Source organism: Kiritimatiellia bacterium, from assembly GCA_026417735.1.
Lineage (GTDB): Bacteria > Verrucomicrobiota > Kiritimatiellia > PWTM01 > PWTM01 > CAACVY01.
The window spans coordinates 85,300-103,746 of record JAOACR010000017.1; the positions used below are offsets into that span (position 1 = coordinate 85,300).

11 protein-coding genes are annotated in these 18,447 nt (G+C 68.9%); 4 read left to right on the forward strand and 7 right to left on the reverse strand.

The window, feature by feature from the left end; all coding sequences use genetic code 11:
• Window positions 1–86: 86 nt before the first annotated feature.
• The 3 genes from N2652_08700 to N2652_08710 are packed head-to-tail and all read right to left on the reverse strand — an operon-like array spanning window position 87 to window position 8,748.
• The gene (locus tag N2652_08700) at window positions 87–2,882 is read right to left on the reverse strand and encodes a PQQ-like beta-propeller repeat protein (protein ID MCX7819272.1); all 2,796 of its coding nucleotides are present in this window, start codon (window positions 2,880–2,882) and stop codon (window positions 87–89) included.
• Window positions 2,879–5,086 (reverse strand): PQQ-binding-like beta-propeller repeat protein, encoded by a 2,208-nt coding sequence (locus N2652_08705; protein MCX7819273.1) that lies wholly within the window; start codon window positions 5,084–5,086, stop codon window positions 2,879–2,881. Before N2652_08705 ends, N2652_08700 begins: the two co-directional genes overlap by 4 nt.
• The gene (locus N2652_08710) at window positions 5,083–8,748 is read right to left on the reverse strand and encodes a DUF5060 domain-containing protein (protein ID MCX7819274.1); all 3,666 of its coding nucleotides are present in this window, start codon (window positions 8,746–8,748) and stop codon (window positions 5,083–5,085) included. Before N2652_08710 ends, N2652_08705 begins: the two co-directional genes overlap by 4 nt.
• Window positions 8,749–8,967: 219 nt before the next feature.
• Here N2652_08710 and N2652_08715 point away from each other — a divergent pair, with 219 nt between their 5' ends.
• Together N2652_08715 and N2652_08720 are read left to right on the forward strand one after the other, a co-directional pair.
• The gene (locus N2652_08715) at window positions 8,968–10,866 is read left to right on the forward strand and encodes a sugar phosphate isomerase (protein ID MCX7819275.1); all 1,899 of its coding nucleotides are present in this window, start codon (window positions 8,968–8,970) and stop codon (window positions 10,864–10,866) included.
• Between the two features lie 98 nt (window positions 10,867–10,964).
• On the forward strand, window positions 10,965–12,353 hold the full coding sequence (locus N2652_08720) for a Gfo/Idh/MocA family oxidoreductase (protein ID MCX7819276.1): 1,389 nt from the start codon (window positions 10,965–10,967) through the stop codon (window positions 12,351–12,353).
• 18 nt (window positions 12,354–12,371) lie between these two features.
• Here N2652_08720 and N2652_08725 read toward each other — a convergent pair whose 3' ends face one another.
• The 3 genes from N2652_08725 to N2652_08735 all read right to left on the reverse strand — a co-directional run bounded on the left by N2652_08725 (window position 12,372) and on the right by N2652_08735 (window position 14,909).
• Window positions 12,372–13,208: a TatD family hydrolase gene (locus N2652_08725; GenBank protein MCX7819277.1), complete on the reverse strand. Its 837-nt coding sequence runs from the start codon at window positions 13,206–13,208 to the stop codon at window positions 12,372–12,374.
• Window positions 13,209–13,224: 16 nt separating this feature from the next.
• Window positions 13,225–13,404 (reverse strand): hypothetical protein, encoded by a 180-nt coding sequence (locus N2652_08730; protein ID MCX7819278.1) that lies wholly within the window; start codon window positions 13,402–13,404, stop codon window positions 13,225–13,227.
• A 362-nt stretch (window positions 13,405–13,766) separates the two neighbouring features.
• Window positions 13,767–14,909 carry a type III PLP-dependent enzyme gene (locus tag N2652_08735; protein ID MCX7819279.1) on the reverse strand — a complete coding sequence of 381 codons (1,143 nt, stop codon included), beginning with the start codon at window positions 14,907–14,909 and terminating at the stop codon, window positions 13,767–13,769.
• A 138-nt stretch (window positions 14,910–15,047) separates the two neighbouring features.
• On the opposite strand from N2652_08735, the gene floA reads away from it, so the two are divergent.
• Entirely contained in the window at window positions 15,048–16,082 is a 1,035-nt protein-coding gene (floA, locus tag N2652_08740) for a flotillin-like protein FloA (GenBank protein MCX7819280.1), read from the forward strand.
• Window positions 16,083–16,106: 24 nt separating this feature from the next.
• Window positions 16,107–16,790 carry a hypothetical protein gene (locus N2652_08745; protein MCX7819281.1) on the forward strand — a complete coding sequence of 228 codons (684 nt, stop codon included), beginning with the start codon at window positions 16,107–16,109 and terminating at the stop codon, window positions 16,788–16,790.
• On the opposite strand, the gene N2652_08750 is transcribed toward N2652_08745, so the two are convergent.
• Window positions 16,784–18,445 (reverse strand): sulfatase, encoded by a 1,662-nt coding sequence (locus N2652_08750; GenBank protein MCX7819282.1) that lies wholly within the window; start codon window positions 18,443–18,445, stop codon window positions 16,784–16,786. The genes N2652_08745 and N2652_08750 overlap by 7 nt on opposite strands.
• Window positions 18,446–18,447: the final 2 nt, after the last annotated feature.

Below are 18,447 nucleotides of genomic sequence, written 5' to 3' on the forward strand. Positions count from 1 at the left end.
GCTCCTCGCGGCCAGCTCGGGCGGCACTCTACACCCCGCCCCCTGCGGGCGACAATCTCAACACCCGCCGGTCGCCACGCACCCGTTCACCGCGGCCGGGCGGCGCCGACCAGCACCCAGCAAAGCTTCTGGATATGGAACTCGTCCGCCCGGCACCACGGCAGGTCGAGCACCGCCACAAGCCGCGACGGCGGTTCGCGCAGAATTAGCGCCCGCGCGGCGAAGATCTCCAGCGGGGTGCTCGGCAGCTGTGTCGGTGTCTCATTGCGCCAGAGCTGCTCAACGTTCCACGCCAGCCACCAACCCGGCCGCAGTCCGTCAATCATCGTTTCCATCAACCGGCGCTCGACGTCGGCCGCGTGGTCCGCCAGCAGCCGGCCGACCTCCGGCGTGAGCCGCCGCCACCGCGCCACCACGCTGCGCCCGGGTGGCACGACTTGGAAAAGCCCGCCGCGCGGGTGGGCGAGCGCCTCCACCAGGCGCTGCCGCATCGCGCGCCGGGCGGCGGACATCCCCTCCGACATTGCTTCGGCGTCACCGGCGGCTTCGGCGAGCCGGCAGTACGCCATCAGTCCCGCCAGCCGGCCGTTCCCGCAATCGTCCTCGGGCGCCGGCGATGCCGCGCGCAGCCGCTCCCGCAGCGCGGGCCAGTTCGACGCGACCCACCCCGCCCCGCCCGGTGTACGGCTCCACAACCACAGCGGATAGAGCCGGCCCACCTCATCCCACGGCGTCTCGTCGACAATGCGCACCAGACGTGAGGGCACGTCGTACGCTACCCGACTTTCGCCCGCATCCGGCGTGACGCGGTCCAGCCCATCGCGAACGAGCTCCGCGGCGCGCGCATCCGCCCGATCGCGCAGCGGCGGGTCCAGAAACGGCCGCGCGAGCATCAACGTCAGCAGGGTGCCGGCGGGGTCGGCGAAGTAGCGGAATGCTTCGTCGGGATGCTTGCCCGCGGGGATCACCAGCGGACGCCACTGCCGCTCGAGCAGCTCGTGAACCAGTTCGTTCAGCTGCCGCCGCAGGGGCTCGATTTCAGCGGGCACCGCTAGCATCCGTGCAGGATCGAACAGAGGCCGGCGAATCAGCGGATCCAACGCCTCGTCCGGGATCCTCTCGACCGCCCGCGCGGCTTCCGCGGCCAGGGGCGCGCGGGTTGTGCCCGGCACCGGGCCGGGTAGCGCGTCGAGCAGACTCTTCAGCCGTGGCGTGCCCAACGTGTCCCAATCCCACGGCAGGCGCTGCACCTGCTGCCACTCGTCCTCGGAGAGGGGCGCGGGCGGCGCCGGTTGCCTGGCGGGTGGCGGAGCGCCGGGGACGGCCCGATACGCAATGAGGGCACAGCCGGAGTTGAGCTCGTGAGAAGGCAGGTAGTAGAAGCCTTCGCCGGCGACGACGACGGGCACATCCAATACTGAACCGCCGCCGTACACCGCGGTGCCGCGGCTAAGCCATTCCGAACCGGCGGGCAACGGTTCGCCGCGCCAAGCCGCCAGCCGCAGCGCCAGCGCCTCGCCCGGCGCGGGCTCATGGATGTTCAGCGCCAGCGGCTCGGTGTAGCCCTGAAGCGTCTGCAAATCCAACGCGTTCACGTCGCTCTGATGCGCGTTGATCAGCAGGCGTCCCGCGTAGCTGAGCTGGCACTGCTCGTCGTGCACCAGCAACAGACTGTCGTGCCAGCCGTAGGTGCGCGACTCGTCGAGCAGCGGCGTGATGTGACCCGTCTCCGTGTCAAGCACGCCGACGTTCAAGAACGGCGAATAGTGCCCATAGCGGCTACGCAACAGCGCCTGGAACTTTACAATCACGCGGCCATCCGGCATCACGAGCGGCGGCGCGGCGGGGCCGTTCATGCTCTCGGAGGACACGATCGGCGCGACGAACCGGGGCCGACCGTCCGCCGGATCGAGCACAAAGACGGTCTGGTAGGCCGGTTCTTCCGTCAGGCGCCGGCGCAGGTACTCCAGTTGGCGGCGGTAGGTGTCCGGCCGCGCGAGCTGACGAAAGTTCTCCGCGCGCAGCCGCTCGTTCACTTCGGGGGGGTGCCGCCAGCTGGCGAAGTCGCCGAACACCTCGCGGACCATCTCGAGCATCAACTCCTGCATGCGGTCGTAGCTGATCACCGGCTGTGTGGTCACGATCACTGCACCGTCGGGCGCGATGACGGGGTGATACCCGCGCATCGAGGCGCCGGGCAGTTTCGGACTGCGCCAGAGCTGGCGGCCGTCTGCGAGGCTGAGCGCGTGCACGCACATCGCCTCGCTGCCGATGTAGACGCGGCCACGGGCGGGATCCACGGCCGGACTGTTCAAAAGCGGCGCGCCGAGGGGCGCCCTCCAGCGCACACGGCCGGATGCGCCATCCACCGCGTAGAGCACGCCGTCGCGTCCGCCGACGATCACCACGTCGCCCTGGACGGCGGGTGCATTCCAGATGGCGGCGCCGGTCGCCAGCGACCAGAGGTGCCGACCGTCCGCCGCGGCCACCGCATACAGCCGGCCGTCGGCGCCCCCAAAGAAGACCCGGCCCTCCGCGACCGCTGCGGCGTGCAGAATCGGTCCGCCCGCGCGGAACGTCCACAGTTCCCGTCCGGTCTGCGACTCCAGCGCGTAGAGCACCCCGCGAAGAGTCCCGATGAACAACCGCCCCTCCGCGACAACCGGTTGAACACCGGCCTGCAGCCCCTCGTCCGGGAACACACGGTACCACGCCCGCTGGAACGGGGGCCGCACCTCGTGTGGCGTACCGCCATGGCGCTGCGCGTTGAAGCCGAGCATCGGCCAGTCGGCCGCGGCAGCCGCGCTCGCGCCCGCGAGCGCCCCGCGAAGTAACCCGCGCCAGCGGCGGTGCTGGCTGCTCCGACCGCCCCTGCCGCTCATCGTGCCCACCGCTCGACTCGAATCTCCACCGGGTCGCTCACCCGGATGGCGGGATCTCCCTGGTAATACGTCGGCCGGCCAACCGCGAGGATGCGATCCCCCTCCCGCCACAGCCCGGCCCGATCCCGCCCGGGGTCGGTCCCCAGCCCTTCGAACAAGGGCCAGTGCTCCCGCGCGATCAACACCTTCGGCGTGCCCTGATGTGGAAACTCAAGCGCAAGCAGAATGTGTTTGCCGTTGTTGAACACGTACCGGAGCTCGCCCGCCAGCATCGCGGTCGGCCCGACCGAACGCTGCGGTTGCGCCGCCGCCACCGGTCCGCCCGCGGCGAGCGCAGCGGCGGCACCCATGCTCGGCGCCCCAACCGCAGAGGCCGGCGGCGAAGAGGTCGGATCGCCGCTGACCAGGCAGACGATCGCGCCCGTGGTGTCGCGGACGATCAGCCGGTCCGGCAGCCCCACCACGCAACCGTACTCGGTCCAATACCGGTCGTGCACCTCGCCCTGATCAAAGCACACGTAGAACCCCGCCGCGTAATGACGGCCGCAGCCCGGGTCTTCGCGCAATCCGAGCGCGCAATAGTGCGTCGGCGAGAAGCTGCAGGGGCCGCAGCGGCCCTGCGAAACGATCAGCCACGAAAGATTCGTCGAGTTGATCTTGTTCGTGAAACTGCCGAACTGCGGTCCGCGGTCGAGTGGTCGGATCGCATAGGTGACGAGCCAGTGTGAACCGAAGAGATAGTCACCCGCCGCTGAAAGGAAGGGCTGTTCATCGGTGAGCAGGAAGGCGTCGTCAGTGGGATCGTTGCCGTGGCGGATCCAGCGGACGTCGCCCGCGCGCAGACCCGGCACGGTTTCGTTGTCGAGCATGATCTCGCCGAAGTGCGAGTCCCACCGCGCGTCATACCGCGGGTCCCCGCGGATGATGTTCAGCGCGACCTCTCGACCATCCGGCATCCGTCGTACGATCGGCATGCCACCGAGCGGCATGTAGCCGCCATCGCCGAAACCGCCCAGCCCGTTGTTGATGTCGAACGCGCGCTCGCCATCGGCGAGCCGCAGCGCGAAGTGGCAGCGCGCCAGCGGCGTTGCGTCGAGCCGCTGGCGGATCACGTTATTGTCGGGCACCTCGAAGATGTCCCGCCACAAGTAGTCCCACGCGATCCGCAGGCGCAACAGCACCAGCTCATGGTCCTCCGCGATGACCGGCCAGCCGGTCGCATACGTCGTCACGCCCGGCTCGGGCGTATGCGCGCTCGCCCTTGTCCGCCAGCGCGTGGTGCCATCGCGATCCGATACCGCGGTCACGTACAACTGCGAGTCACACGCGATCACGAGCTCGTGGCGCCGCGAGTACGCCGGCGGCGTCTCGAAGGCGGCGGGCGCAACGTAGGTCCATCGAATCGTCCGCGTCCAGGTATCGTAGCTGATCATGCGGTTGCCCATCGTCGCCCAGAGATGGCCACGGTCAATCGCAGGCGGCAGCGGCAGCGCGGAGGGCGGACCGATCACGATCGACTGCTCTGTCGCCCCCGTCTGCGGATGGATCCGGTGAAGTCGGCCGTCTGCGGAAACCGCAAAAAGCCGGCCGGACAGCGGATCGTAGGCGGGGGTCGAATTCAGCGCCCCGCCGAGCTGCACCCGCCACAGTTCCACGCCGGTGGCCGCATCGAGCGCGATGAGCCCGTTGGTACCGGCGGCAATGAAGACGCGGCCCTCGGCGACAATCGGCTGCACGTTGCGCGGCAGCAGGATCTTATTCGCCACCACCCGCCCCTGCGCATCCGACCCATTCCACTGCCACGCCCACCGCCATGGATGAGCAGGCGCCGCGGGCGCATAGCCCGTGCGCATCGCATCGTGAGCGTGCTGCCACCAGTTCGAGCGCGCCGGATCGTTCAACAGATCCAAGCGATAAAAACTCGCCGGCCGCTGCGACGCTGCCGGATCGTCCCAGGTGTTGGAGGGCGCCGTCGCACTGAGCACCTCCGACAGCGCCGCAAACGGCTGGCGCAGATCCGCCGTGTGGTGCACCTGAAACCGCTCTCCCGGCACGCTGCGCCAGCGCAGCCGCGCGGTGCCGGCGGGCGTCCGTTCCAACTGCAGCGTCTGCGCCATCGCGCAGACGGCCATGAGCGCCACACCCACAGCTGTTCCGGTGGCGGGCGGCATCCGCCCGCCAGCTCCGCCCTTCCGTCCGTTCATGGTGCAGGCTCCGACACCACATCCACCCGCAGAAAACGTCGGGGGCGCTCGTCGAGCGGCACCGCGTCGCGCACGCGCACCTGCTCGATCCCGGGGTCCGCAGTGAGCACCTCCGCCACGAGACCATCTGGCGACCAAACACCGCGAAGGTCGTCCGCTCCCAAATGCCGGAAACTCACATCACGCGGCGGCGCGCGGCGCACATACTCCAGTGTCAGCCGCGGCGGGTCGCCGCCGAGGCGCACCGCAACTGTGCCCCGGTCGGGACGGCGGGGATTGGTGCCGAACGCACGCTCCTCGAGGTTGGGCCGGCCATCCCGGTCCGGATCGGCCGCATCCGCGGCCTCGCCGACATTCTCGGGGGTGTCGAAATGCTCCACCCGCCACCGTTCCGCCGCGCCGAGTCGCCGGGCAATCCGTACTGCCAGGTCGCGCTGAAGCGCGGTCACCGGTAAGGTGAGCCGGCGGTTCGCATCGCTGGTGAGCGCAATCGCGCCGACGGGCCGACCCGCATACGGATCGAACCACTCGCAATCGTACACCGCGTTCGCGCGGTCCATCTCCACCATGACGGTGCCGGTGATCGCGGTGACCGCCACGCGGTCCACCACCGCCCGCCAAGTGTGCTGCGCGTGGTCCAGCCACAGATGCGCCCGGCCCACGACCAGATCTTTTTGCCCGACCGCGCGCAGGCGGGCATCGGAGGTGACGGGTGCCGCCTCACGATAGCGGCCGTTGCACAACGGCAGCGGCTCAATGAAAGCTCGCCACCGACCGAAGATCGAATGCAGGTCGTTCGTGAAGATATTGTCGGTCCACCAGTAGAGCGGATACACGCCACCTTCACCGGTCCGCGCCCAGACGATCTTGTGCAGCCAAATGCCCTCCGCGTCCTCGCGCAACCGCGGCTCCTCATCGTCCGAGCTGCCGCCGCCGGTATCCAAACCCATCTCACCCCAAACGACGGGGCGGTCGGGGAACACGCTGCGCGCCGCTCGCGCATACTCGCGGAAGAAACGGGCAGAATCCCGCTGAAGCTCCGCCTTCGGTTCGATCCAGCCGGTCGCGTACACATAGCAGTGGAAGTCCACGTGCGAAATCCCGCGCCCCACGTTGGAGTTCCACGCGGCCTCCGCCAGCGACGCCCACGTCGAGATTCCGGCCGGGTGAGGGTTGCCGTCGGCGGCGGCAGCGCGCTCAAGCTGAGCGGCCAAATCGAACGCCGCCCCTGGCCCCGGCGCAACCTCGTTGGCCAGCTCCCATGAATGGATCGAACGAAACGCGCCGAATCGCGCGAAGAGATGCCGCCAGTGCGCGTGGTGCAGCTCGCGCACCGCGCCGGCTTGCGCATCGAAATATCGTTCGCCACGAGGATCCGGCAGTCCCTGCGGGGAGAGGTGGTTCAGCAGGAACTCCTGTTTTTCGCCAATGTTCAGCCGGAACGTGATGCCGCGCTCTTGCGCCGCGTGCAGGATGACCTCAATCCCCGCCCCACGGCGCGCATCGAATTGTAAATGCGAGTTCGCCAACGGCGAACGCAACAGATTCGGTCCCCACGTTGTCGGCCCTAGTTTCTCCTCCACCGCGACCTCATCGACGTAACCCCGGCCAGCCGTTGCATTTTCCCAGATGATCGCCAGATTCGGCAGCAGGTGGGTCTCCGCGGTAAACTCCGCAGCGGCCACGTGCCACGGCGAGTCGCCCGCCTGTGGGCCGACGAGCGCCGGTAGCGTGTGCGTCTGCCCCGGCTCCGGCCATCCGACAAATTTGAGGCACAGCCCGTGGGCGAAGCCCGGCACGCGCGGACCGGTGATCCCCTCTGTGCGCCACCGCACCCGCACGCGGTAGACGCGGCCCGGCATCAGCCCGGCGTGTCCGCTCATGAACCCCTGGAACATGATCGGATTGGTCGCGTCGAGCCGCCAGGCCGCCAGCCCGTGGCCGAATGCCGACTCGAGCGCCAGCCCCGTCGCCGGCACGGTGCCCTCATAGGGGAGCGTTCGCGACGACCACGGCTGCCAGGCCGAACCCCACACCAAGCCCGCGATCCACCAGCGCATCAGATTCTGGTTCGCTGAGCCGATCCGCGCGAACAGCTCCTCCGCCTCATAGCTGAACCGCTCCGCGCCGAATCCAATCCCGTGCCCCACCCCGCTGAAGTACGTACCGTCGGCGTGCTCAAAGTAACGCGGGTCCCGCTCCGAAACGCGGATCGGCCCGCGGTTGCGCGGGTCGGTCGGCGCACGGACGAGGAGCGGTCGCCACTCCGTGAGCGCATCCCCCGCCGCCTCTCGCGCCTCCACCCGCCATGTCCAGGCACCCTCGTGGGGCGGCGAAAATCGCACACACCACACCGGTTCACCCTCCGGATACATCCACTCCTCCCCGTCCCGCAGCGCCCTCCGATAGCGCTGCCACCGGAACGCCGGCCGCCGCCATTCCCGCCCGGGATGATCCGGATGGCGAAAGACACCGTCCACGCGGACCCCGTCCATCCATTCCAGGCCCGTCGCCGCGGAATGCAGCGGAAATTGCGGATGCGTCGCCGCCGAGTTGCGAAGGTCGAACAAAATCTCCACGGTTTCCCATCGCTGCGCCGCGGCGGGGGGTGTCCCGACGAACTCGATCGCGAGGGGCTCCCCGAACACTCGACGGACACGCCGCTCCCGCGTGACCACCGCGCCACCCGCGCCATGCGCCTGCACGGTGATTCGATTCCACCCCGGCTGCAACGGCACCACCAGCGGCCAGGGATTCGTCCCCCCATGCTCGCGAAAGTAACCGCGGTCGGTGGACACCGCAATGCGCACCGCCCCGCTCGCCGTGCCACCGATCTCGATCGCGGAGGCGGTCGTCGTCGAACCGTCGGGGGGCGCGGGCCCGAGCGTGAGCACCGGCCAGCCCGTCCGTGCTGAGGACCACGAGAACGTCGCCGAAGCGACCGCCCCCTCCTCGTCCACCACCGTGACGCGGCCGACAAAATCGCCGGCGATGCCCACCGTCCTCCGGCCCGCCACCCCAAATGCGCGCGTGCCGTCCCCAAACTCCCACACCACCTGGTCCAACGTGCCGTCCGCATCGTCCGCATCCAGCGCGTAGGCCTGACTCGCCGGCGCCACCAGCGCCACCGGCGTGAGTCCGACCGATCGGATCACCGGTGGCAGGTTCGAACCGGTCACCGCCCGGATCGTCACGTCGTCCACATGCGCGGTCTGAACCCGGCCCGGGCCGCCAAAGTAGCCGACGAGCACCATCACTCGTCGGTCCGATGCCGTGAACGGCAATGACAACTTGAGCCAGTTCGTACCATGTTTGGCAGTTTCTAGGGCACCCGAGTGTGCGAGTGTGTTCCAGCTCTCGTCCACCACCTCCAAACGCATCCCGCCCCAGTCGCTACCGCTCTCGCCAACAAGGCGGATCCAAACCTGGGCCTTGTACCGTTGCCCACCCAGCAGCGGAATCCATGTCGAGCCCAGTTCGCCGTTCCGAAGCCAAACTCCGTACTGCCCCTGCCGGGCGGCCGCCGACTGCACCAGCACCTGCCCTCCCCTCACCGACATTCCATCAAGGCCGCCTTCTTCGAAGTCCGCCAGGAAGGACACCTCCGCCGCCGCCGTCGCCACGACGAGCCACCACAGCCCGACACTCCACCTCGCGCGCATCGTGTGACGAGGCTCCACTCCGCCGATAACATCCTAGCCGACCCGCCACCTTTTTTCCAAAAGCCGGCCGCGCACCCGCTGCACTGCTCGCATCCGCCGTCGGCGAGCGAGCAGCTTGACCGCCGCAGCGGATCCCGCCTAGGGTTCCTCGTCGCACCGCCCACCGGCGAAGGCAGGCGGCGAGCGGTCGACGTCGGACGAAGAGCGAAGATCCCGAAGATGTGGCCATCAGCCAGACTCGTCGTCTGCACGGCACTCAGCACCTCGATCACCGCCTCGGCCGATCTCCCCGTGCCGCAGCGCAACGCCGCGAGAGAACGCGCGCTCGATTTCGTTCGCAACCAGACGCAGTTTCATCTCGGCTTTCTCGTCACCGAGCAGCCCCATCCCAAGACCCACGGGCTTGCGGAAGTCCTTCGGACCAACACCGCCGCGGGCCTCCGCATGCTCCTCAGCGTGGACGACGATCTGCCGCCGGTCGCGCGGCGCGCGATGCGATCGGTCGAGTTCGCGTCCTTGCGGAACGCAATGTCCGGTGCGCTCGACGGCGGCGGCACCATCGTCTTCAGCGGCTGCGGCGCGACCGGACGGCTGGCGATCCTGCTGGACGCGGCCTGGCGGCGCTTCTGGCGCAAGACGTTCGAGCGGCACCCGCATCTGCGCGATGCATTTGCGCGGCAGGCCGACGGCACTCGATCGGTCATGACCGGCGGCGACTATGCGCTGATTCGCTCGGTGGAGTCCTTCGAGGACTTCATCAGCTTTGGCGAGCAACAGATCGAGGAGCTCGACATCGGCGCCGGCGACGTGCTGGTCGCGATCTCGGAGGGTGGTGAGACCTCGTCGGTGATTGGCACTGCGCTGCGCGGTCTGGCCCGAGGCGCGCGCGTGTTCTTTGTGTTCAACAATCCCGCCGACCTGCTCGCCGAGCGGCTGGAGCGTTCCCGCCGCCTGATCCGCGACCCCGCGGTGACCTGCATTGAGCTGTGCACCGGCCCGATGGCGGTCGCCGGTTCGACCCGGATGCAGGCAACCACCATCGAGATGCTCGTCGTGGGGGCCGCGCTGGAGGCGGCGCTCACCGATCATCTCGCGCGACGCAACGACGACGCGACGCGAGCGCTGTGCGTGGCCGTGCCCTCGCTCGCCCGTACCGCGGACCCGTTGCACACGCTGATCCGCTTCGAACAGTTGCTGGGGCAGCTCCGGTCCGAAGCCAACCTCGCCGCGCTGGCGCGGTGGGTTGAGCTAGAGTCTTCCATCTACGCGCGGGGCGGGCGGATCACCTACTTCGCCCGCGACCACCTGCTGGACATCTTCACCGACACGACCGAACGCTCGCCGACCTTCAAAATTCCACCGTTCCGGCCGGCCGACGATGCGGTCTCTCCGGCGCCCTGGGCGTTCGTGAAGGATCCTTTGCGCGCGACGCCCGACGCCTGGCGTCAAATCCTGGAGCGCGAGCCGAGATGTCTGGAATGGACCCCTGAACTCTATGCGCGGCTCGGCGCGCCGGAGCGCCTTCGTGCCGCACCGCCCCGGATCGGCCGTGCCGCTCTCTACAGCTACCGCATCGGCAACGAACCGGATCCCTCGCGAACCGAGGTCCAACCGAACGCCGCGCTGGCGCTGCTGGTGGGGCGTGAGGTCGCGATCGTGGACCCGCAGGCGGACGCATGGCTGAACGCCTTCCGCACCGCCACGTCGCCGTTCGAATCGCGATGGATGATCACGATCGGACGGCCTGAGCCGAGCGTCCCGGACGCCGATCAAATCCACATTGATCTGGCGACGACGGAGTCGCCGCTGGCGCTGGACAGCCATCTGGCCGCGAAAATGGCCCTCAACGCGGTCTCCTCTGCAACGATGGGGCGCCTGGGCCGGCTGGTTAGCAACTGGATGGCCCACGTCGACGCAACGAACAAGAAACTTCTCGACCGCAGCACCCGCCTGGTCGCCGAGCTCGCCGAGGTGGACTACGAAACCGCCTGCGTCGCGCTGTTCGAGACGCTCGAGGAGATGCAAGCGTGGGACGAGGTGCGCCGGAAAACCGTCTCCCCGGCCGCCTACACGGTGCAGCGACTGCGCGCCGGACGGCCGAACGCCCATCCCCCCTGAGCCTCCCCCGCCGGTACGGCGGCGCCGGATTCGGACGCCCACCCGCCGGGAACGTGGTTCGGCTTGGACTGATTTTTCTGGCGCGATACTATGCGGGTATGAATAGCCTTTCGACTCGTGCGGACTGCACGCGGCGCACGTTTCTGCGTCGCACGGTCGCCGTCACAGCACCGCTGATCGTTCCAGCGTCGGTGCTTGGGCGGGGCCGTCCCGCTCCCTCGGAGCGGATCCACCTGGCCTGCATCGGATTTGGCACCATCGCCCACACCACGGGCCGGCAGTTTCTGCATAACGAAAAGGTGCAGGTGGTGGCCGTCTGCGATGTGAACCGTCTCTCCGGCCACTATGGCTACCAGGGCGAACTCGAAGGCGGCCGCGACTACGGGCGACGGCTCGTGAACGAACACTACGCAAAACAGGCCGGCCGGGACCCCGCCACGACGAACTACTGCCGCGTCACCGCCGACTTTCGCGAGATTCTCGCCGACCCTTCGGTGGACGCGGTGAACATCTCGACGCCGGACCACTGGCACTCGATTATCGCGGTCGAAGCCGCCCGCGCCGGCAAACACATCTACTGTCAAAAGCCGCTCGCGCTCACGGTCGGGGAAGGCCGTGCGATCGTGAATGCGGTCAGCGCCGCGGGCGTGACATTCCAGACCGGCTCGCAGCAGCGTTCGAGCGTGCACTTCCGCAAGGCCTGCGAACTGGTGCGCAACGGTGTGATCGGCAAGGTCCGAGTGGCGCGCGTCTCCCTGCCCGGCGGCCACAAGGACTGGAGCGGGCTCGCACAGCGCCAAGCGCCGGAACCCGTCCCCGAAGGGCTGGACTGGAACATGTGGCTGGGCCCCGCGCCGGAACGCGAATACCGGCCCGCACTCCACCCGCTCAACTGGCGCCACAACTACGACTATTCCGGCGGAATGGTCACCGATTTCGGCGCCCACCACTTCGACATCGTGCAATGGGCCCTCGACATGGACGCCAGTGGCCCGATCCGCTTCCACTCTGGCCGCGCAGAGTTCCCGCCACCCGATGCGCTCTACAACACCGCGACCTCGTTCGCGTTCGAGGCCGACTACGCGAACGGCACCCGCATGATTGTGGAGGTCGCCGACCCCAAGAGCGGCGTCGGCGGCGTGAGGTTCGAGGGCGAGGACGGCCGTTGGATCTACTGCAGCCGCGGCGTGCTGGAGAGCCATCCGGAGGAACTCCGCCGCACGCCGCTCGGCGACTCGGCGGTGCGGCTCTACGAAAGCAACGACCACGAAGCCAACTTCATCGACTGCATTTACAGCGGCCGCCCAACCATCTGCCCCGCCGAAGTCGGGCACCGCAGCATCACCATCGCGCACCTCGGCAACATCCTGCTGCGGCTGCGCCGAACCGAGCTCAAATGGGATCCGGTCCGCGAGCAGATCATCGGCGACAGCGAAGCGTCCGCGATGCTGTCCCGGCCGATGCGCGCACCCTGGTCGCTGGTCTGACCGGCCGCGGACCCGGCTTCATCCCCCGCTCGCCGGCGGCCAACCGAACAGCCGCGCGGCGTTGCGCCAGGTGAGCTCGGCCAGCGCCGCGGGGGCCAGCCCCCGGGCGGCAGCCACCACGCCGCCCACGTCCACCACCCGGGCCGGTTCATTCGGCCGGCCGCGGCGAGGCTCGGGCGAGAGCCACGGGGAGTCGGTCTCGATCAGTAGTCGGTCCTCCGGCACCTTCGCCGCGATCTCGCGGAGATCGTGCGCGTGGCGAAACGTCACAATGCCGCTGAACGAAATGTGCCAGCCAAGATCGAGCAGTGCGCGCGCAAATGGCCAGTCGCCGGTGAAGCAATGGATCACGCCCAGCCGCCCCGGGGCGCCGCGCCAGCCCTCCCCGTGTTGCCGCAGCATCGCGAGCGTGTCCTCCTCCGCCTCGCGGCTGTGCACAACGACGGGCTTGCCCACCACCGCCGCCAGCGCCAGCACCTCCTCGAACAGCCGGCGCTGCGCGCCGGCGGTCTCCCGCCCGTAGTGGTAGTCGAGCCCCGTCTCCCCCACCGCGACCACCTCAGGCCGCCGCGCGGTGTCGCGCAGCTCCGCCAGCGACGGCGCCGCGCCGGCCAGCGAACGGTCCCATCCCACCGCCGCCGCAACCTGCGCCGGCCGGCGCGCCGCCAAACGCAGCGCCGCCGCGTTCATCGCCGGCGTGCCCCCCACCGCGAGGATCGCAACCACCCCCGCGGCGGCCGCCCGTTCGCACATCTGCTCGGCGGCCGCATCGTCGAGGTGGTCCACATGCGCGTGCGAATCGAACCAGCGCGCGCCTGTCGCGACGGCCGGCGGCCGAGGGTTGTCCGCGATCATCGTCCGGCGGCGAGAGCTACGGTCCGCGGTATTCCCTCCGCGGCAGTTCGCCCGTATGAACCTGAACCGGCAGATGTCCCCCCCGGCCGGCGTCGCGCCCCGAGTGGCCCCCATCGAACAGCGCCTCGCCCCGCTTCGTATTGCGGACGATCCCACTGTTCGGTTCGGTCAGACTCTGGCCGCTGGCCACCGCCATCCGCCAGCAGTTCCGCGCCGGCGCCCCAGCAGCGAAGCGCAGCGGCGACGGCCCTCGCTGCGCGGCGCGATCCGCCCGGCGTCGGGGCGTCGAAAAACTCTCGAACGCGGCGCTGCGCTCGACCGGGCGTTGCGGAGCGAAACCGCCGTGCGCGAACGAGCCCCGGCTCCCCTCGCGCAGGCTCGCCGGCGCTCGCCGCCGCCAGCGGCCGGAGCCCGCAGACCCGCGCCCGCGACCGCACACGGTCTTCCAACCGTTGGAGGCGCGCAGCCATGAACCATCCAAGGCTTGGATCCGGCGCTGCGCGGACGCGAACCGCTGTCCGCCCCCCTTCTGTGAACCACCGGCCGTTCATCCGCCGATCACCCCTCATAGTTCACATGCGCGACCCGCGCGGGCGGAAACCCATTGAAGTAGGTGGACGACGCATGACTGTAGGCGCCGATGTTCGGCGTGTAGACCAGGTCGCCCACTTTCAGCGCGGGCAACGGCTCGGCGAGCGAGATCGTGTCCAGCGCGTCGCACGTTGGACCAAACACCGCGGACAGCTGCGTGGGACCGCGTCGGAACGCGCGCACGGGATACTTCATGTGGTCAAAAATGATCCCGGAGTAGGTGTGGTACACGCCATCGTTGATGTAGTAGCAAGGTTTTCCGTCCCGCACCGCACGTCCGATCACCTCGGCGACCAGGGTGCAGGCGGTCGCGACGATGAAGCGGCCAGGCTCTGCGAGCACCGCGACGTCCCGCGGAAACAGCCGCCGGATTTCCGCGCGCAGCAGACGGCCGAGCTCGCGCAACGGACGCACGTTCGCGTCGTACGGTGCGGGGAATCCGCCGCCGATATCGAGCTGGATCATCTTCGAGAACCCCCGCGCGCGCGCCTCGCGCAGCACACCGGCGGCCAGATGCAGCGCCTGCACATAGTTCTGAAAGTTTGTCGTCTGGCTGCCGACATGGAAGGACAGCCCCTCCACCGTCAGCCCGGCGTCGTGGGCGGCCTCGATCAGGCCGACCGCGTCGCCCGGCTCGCAGCCGAACTTCGAGGACAGCTCCACCATCGCACCGGTGTTCGGCACGCGGAGCCGCAGCATCAGACCCGCGTGAGGGGCGTGCTTCGCGATCTTCCGGATCTCGTCCGCATTGTCGTAGGTGACCAGCGGCCGGTACGGGTCGAGCGTGCGCAGCGTGACGGGGTCCTTGATCGGGTTCGCGTAGACGATTTTGTCCCAGATGAAGTCCTGCCGCTCCTTCTCAGGGAGATCGCGAATGTTCTCGTACACGAGGTTGAACTCCGCGAGCGAGGCGACGTCGAAGCTCGCGCCGGCGCGGTACAGCGTGCGGACCACCTCGGGCAGGCTATTCGCCTTCACCGCGTAGTACGGCTGCACGTTCGGCAGCCATCGGCGGAACTCGGCGAGATTGCGCCGCAACTGCGCGTGATCGACCACAAACAGCGGCGTGCCGTGCTCCCGTGCGAGGCGTCGCAGAAGATCCCGATTCATCGTGGTGTCGCTCTCTACCGTCCGCGAATGCGGACCGCGCGCCAGCATGCGATCCGCGCCGCGAAAATCAAGCCCGCGCCGGTTGCAGCGACGTCGCCGCTGGCATAGAGTTCGGCCGACAAAGGGAAGGACGACGCGATGAACCCGATTGTCGTACTGCTGGTGGTTCCGCTGGTCATCCTCGGCATCGTGCTGATCAGCCTGTTTTTCTACTTCCTCAAGGTTTGGGTCCGCGCGGTAATGTCCGGCGCGCGGGTGAGCCTGTTCAACCTGCTCGGCATGAAACTGCGCGGCGTACCGCCCACGCTGATCGTGGACGCGCGCATCCGGGCGGTGAAGGCCGGGCTGAACGTCTCGACGGAGGAGCTCGAGGCGCACTACCTGGCCGGTGGCAACGTGATCAACGTCGTGCAGGCGCTGATCGCGGCGGACAAGGCGAACATCGACCTCACGTTCAAGCGCGCCGCCGCGATCGATCTGGCCGGCCGCGACGTGTACGACGCGGTGCGCACGAGCGTGAACCCGAAGGTGATTGACTGCCCGGATCCCTCGAAGGGCACCACAATGCTCGACGCGGTGGCGAAGGATGGCATTCGTCTGCTGGTGAAAGCCCGCGTCACGGTGCGCGCGAACCTCGAGCGCCTCGTCGGCGGCGCGACGGAAGACACCATCATCGCGCGCGTCGGCCAGGGCATCGTGAGCGCGATCGGCTCCTCCGCGACCTACAAGGACGTGCTGGAGAACCCCGATCACATCAGCCGCAAGGTGCTGGAGAGCGGACTGGACTCGCAGACCGCCTTCGAGATCGTCTCGATTGACATCGCCGACGTCAGCGTCGCAGGGGTGAGCGGCGCGCGGGAGGTGGCGAACGTCGGCGCGCTGCTCGAAACCGAGCGCGCCGAGGCCGACAAGAAACTGCGGCAGGCCGAGGCGGAGGGGCGCCGCGCCACCGCCATCGCCGCCGAACAGGAAATGCGCGCCCGCGTACAGGAAATGCAGGCCAAGCTCATCGAGGCGCAGGCACAAATCCCTCTGGCGATCGCCCAGGCGTTTCGCGAGGGCAAGCTCGGCGTGTTCGACTACTACCGGCTCCAGAACATCATGGCCGACACCGCGATGCGCGAGTCCATCGCGGGTGGCGCGGACGACAAGTCCGCCCCCAAAGAGGGCTGAGCCGACCGCCGCACCGGGCTGCTCATGAGCGCGCCGTTGCCGCCGTTCAACCGGGCCGACGGGCTGGAGAACCTGATCGGCCTGATCATTCTGATTCTCTGGGGTATCGGCCGGCTGACCATGTCCCGATCAAAGCCCTCGCCGCAGCGGCCGGCGGAGCCGTCACCGCCGCCGGCACAGCCGGAGGAAGAGCTGCGGCGGTTTTTGGAAGAGCTATCCGGCGAACCGCCCGCGCCCCCCCCGGTGCCGGCGCAGCCGCCGGAGGCGCGGCCGGGGCCGCGCCGGGTGGCCAGCCCGGCGGTGGCGCGCAAGGAGCGAGAGTCTGCCCGGCCACCGCCGGTACCACGCCCACCCATCCCGCCGCGGCCGCCTCGCTCAGTCGTGCCGCCGCCCCCCCGGCCACGCGAAGGGGCAGCCGTGTCCGCCCCGGTCGGGGAACAACGCAGGGCGCCGCCGGCCGAGCCCAGCGTGGCAGTGCCGGCCGCCGCCCCCCCGCCGCTCCAAGTGGCGATCTTCGGCGCCGTACCACGGGCGGTTCTCCCCACGCCGTCGTTCGGGGGCATGCTGACGCTACGTGGAGCGCTCGTCCGGCGCACCGGACCTCGCGCCCATCATGTGCGGCGGCTTCTGCGCGAACCGCGCTCGCGGCAGGACGCGATCGTGCTCGCCGAAGTGTTGGGACCGCCCCGCGCGTTGTCCGATCACTGAGTCGTGCTCGCAGCCGGGCGAGATGCGTTCTCCCGCTGCCGAGCGGCGCGCGGGCGAGTTGTCGGCACCGGGTCGGTAAACGGCGGGCGCTCGAACATCCCGCCATCCTCCGTCACGCGAGGATCGTTTTGCTCGCGCAGGATCTCCATCAGTCGCCGGGCCATGTCCGCCTTCACCGCCGCGTAGGCCGGCTCCGACGCGACGTTGCGGATCTGATCCGCATCGCCACGCAGGTCATAGAGCTCCTCCGCGGGGCGGCGGCCGAACGCCAGCTCCAGATACGGCGACCAAGCAGGATCCGCCCGGTGCAGCACCAACCACGCCTTTGTTGGACTCGCATCCATGTCCGCATAACACACGAACGTGTCATGTTCGAGCTCCTCGAGTGTCGGCGTGCGCCCCTCGTCCAGGGCGTGGCCCGGCATCCCCATCGGCCAGCGGTCGGGCGCAAAGTTTCGGACATACAGGAAATCTTTCGTGCGAAGCGCCCGATGGGGATACGGCAGGTTGCCCTCGCGCGCGCCCGCAACGTGCCGCTCCCGGCCGGTGACGACCCAGGTGCGCGTCGCATCCACCAGCCCCGTCTTCGACGAGGTCATCACCGGCCAAATGCTTCGAGCGGTCATTCCCGTCGGAGGCGGCAGGCCGCCAATTTCGAGGAACGTCGGCGCCAGGTCCATCAGGTTCACAAAGTCGTCCACCACTCGCCCCCCCGGAATGCCCGGTCCGCGCGCGATCAGCGCCACCGCGCAGCCGAAGTCGTAGAGATTGCATTTACCGCGCGGCACGCCGGGCATGCCGTGATCGCCGCTGAGCACGATCACCGTGCGGTCGAGCTCACCGATTCGCTCAAGCTCCTCCACGATCACGCCAACCCCTGCATCCCACGCTTGGATCTCGCCCATGTAGTCGGCAACGTCCATGCGGACCTCGGGCACGTCGGGCAGAAACGCCGGCAGCCGGCCGCGCAACCGGTCGGGATCAATTCCCCACAGCGCACGACCGGAGTCGCGCTCGAACTCGCGGTGCGTGAGCGTCGGCCCAAACCAGTAGCATAGCGGCTGACCCGGTTTCCGGTCGGCGAGATACTGCCGAAAATTCTCCCGCACCTCTGCCAACAGCTCCGCCTTCGCCTCGTCGAAGGTCTTGCCCGCCTTCACCAGCCGCGTCGCGTTCTGCGAGAAGCGGTTGTATCGGCTGCCCGCCCGTTCGTACTCGTGGGCGGTGCCGCCGTACGGCGCATCGTTCGGCGTACCCGGCGACCAAACCTTGTACGTCTGTCCGATGTGGTAGCCCGCCTCCCGCAGCAGCAGCGGATACGACGGGATCGAGGCGTCCCACACCGCACCCTGCAGAATCGCACCGCGGCCGGTCTGCCAGAAATACCGCCCCGCCAGCAGCGCACTCCGGCACGGTGTGCAACTGGGCGAATTCACAAACGCGTTGCGGAAGATCACACCCTCCCGGGCCAACCGGTCGATCACCGGCGTTTTCAGCAGCTCGTTGAACGTCGGCCGGCTGTCGAGCGCAGCGTAACAGCCCGCGTGCCGTCCCCAATCGTCGGCGAAACAGAAGACAATGTTCGGCCGGGGCTCCGGGGCCGCCACCGCCGCCGCGACGCTCAACATCCAGATCCCTGCGGTCGGACTTTTCATTG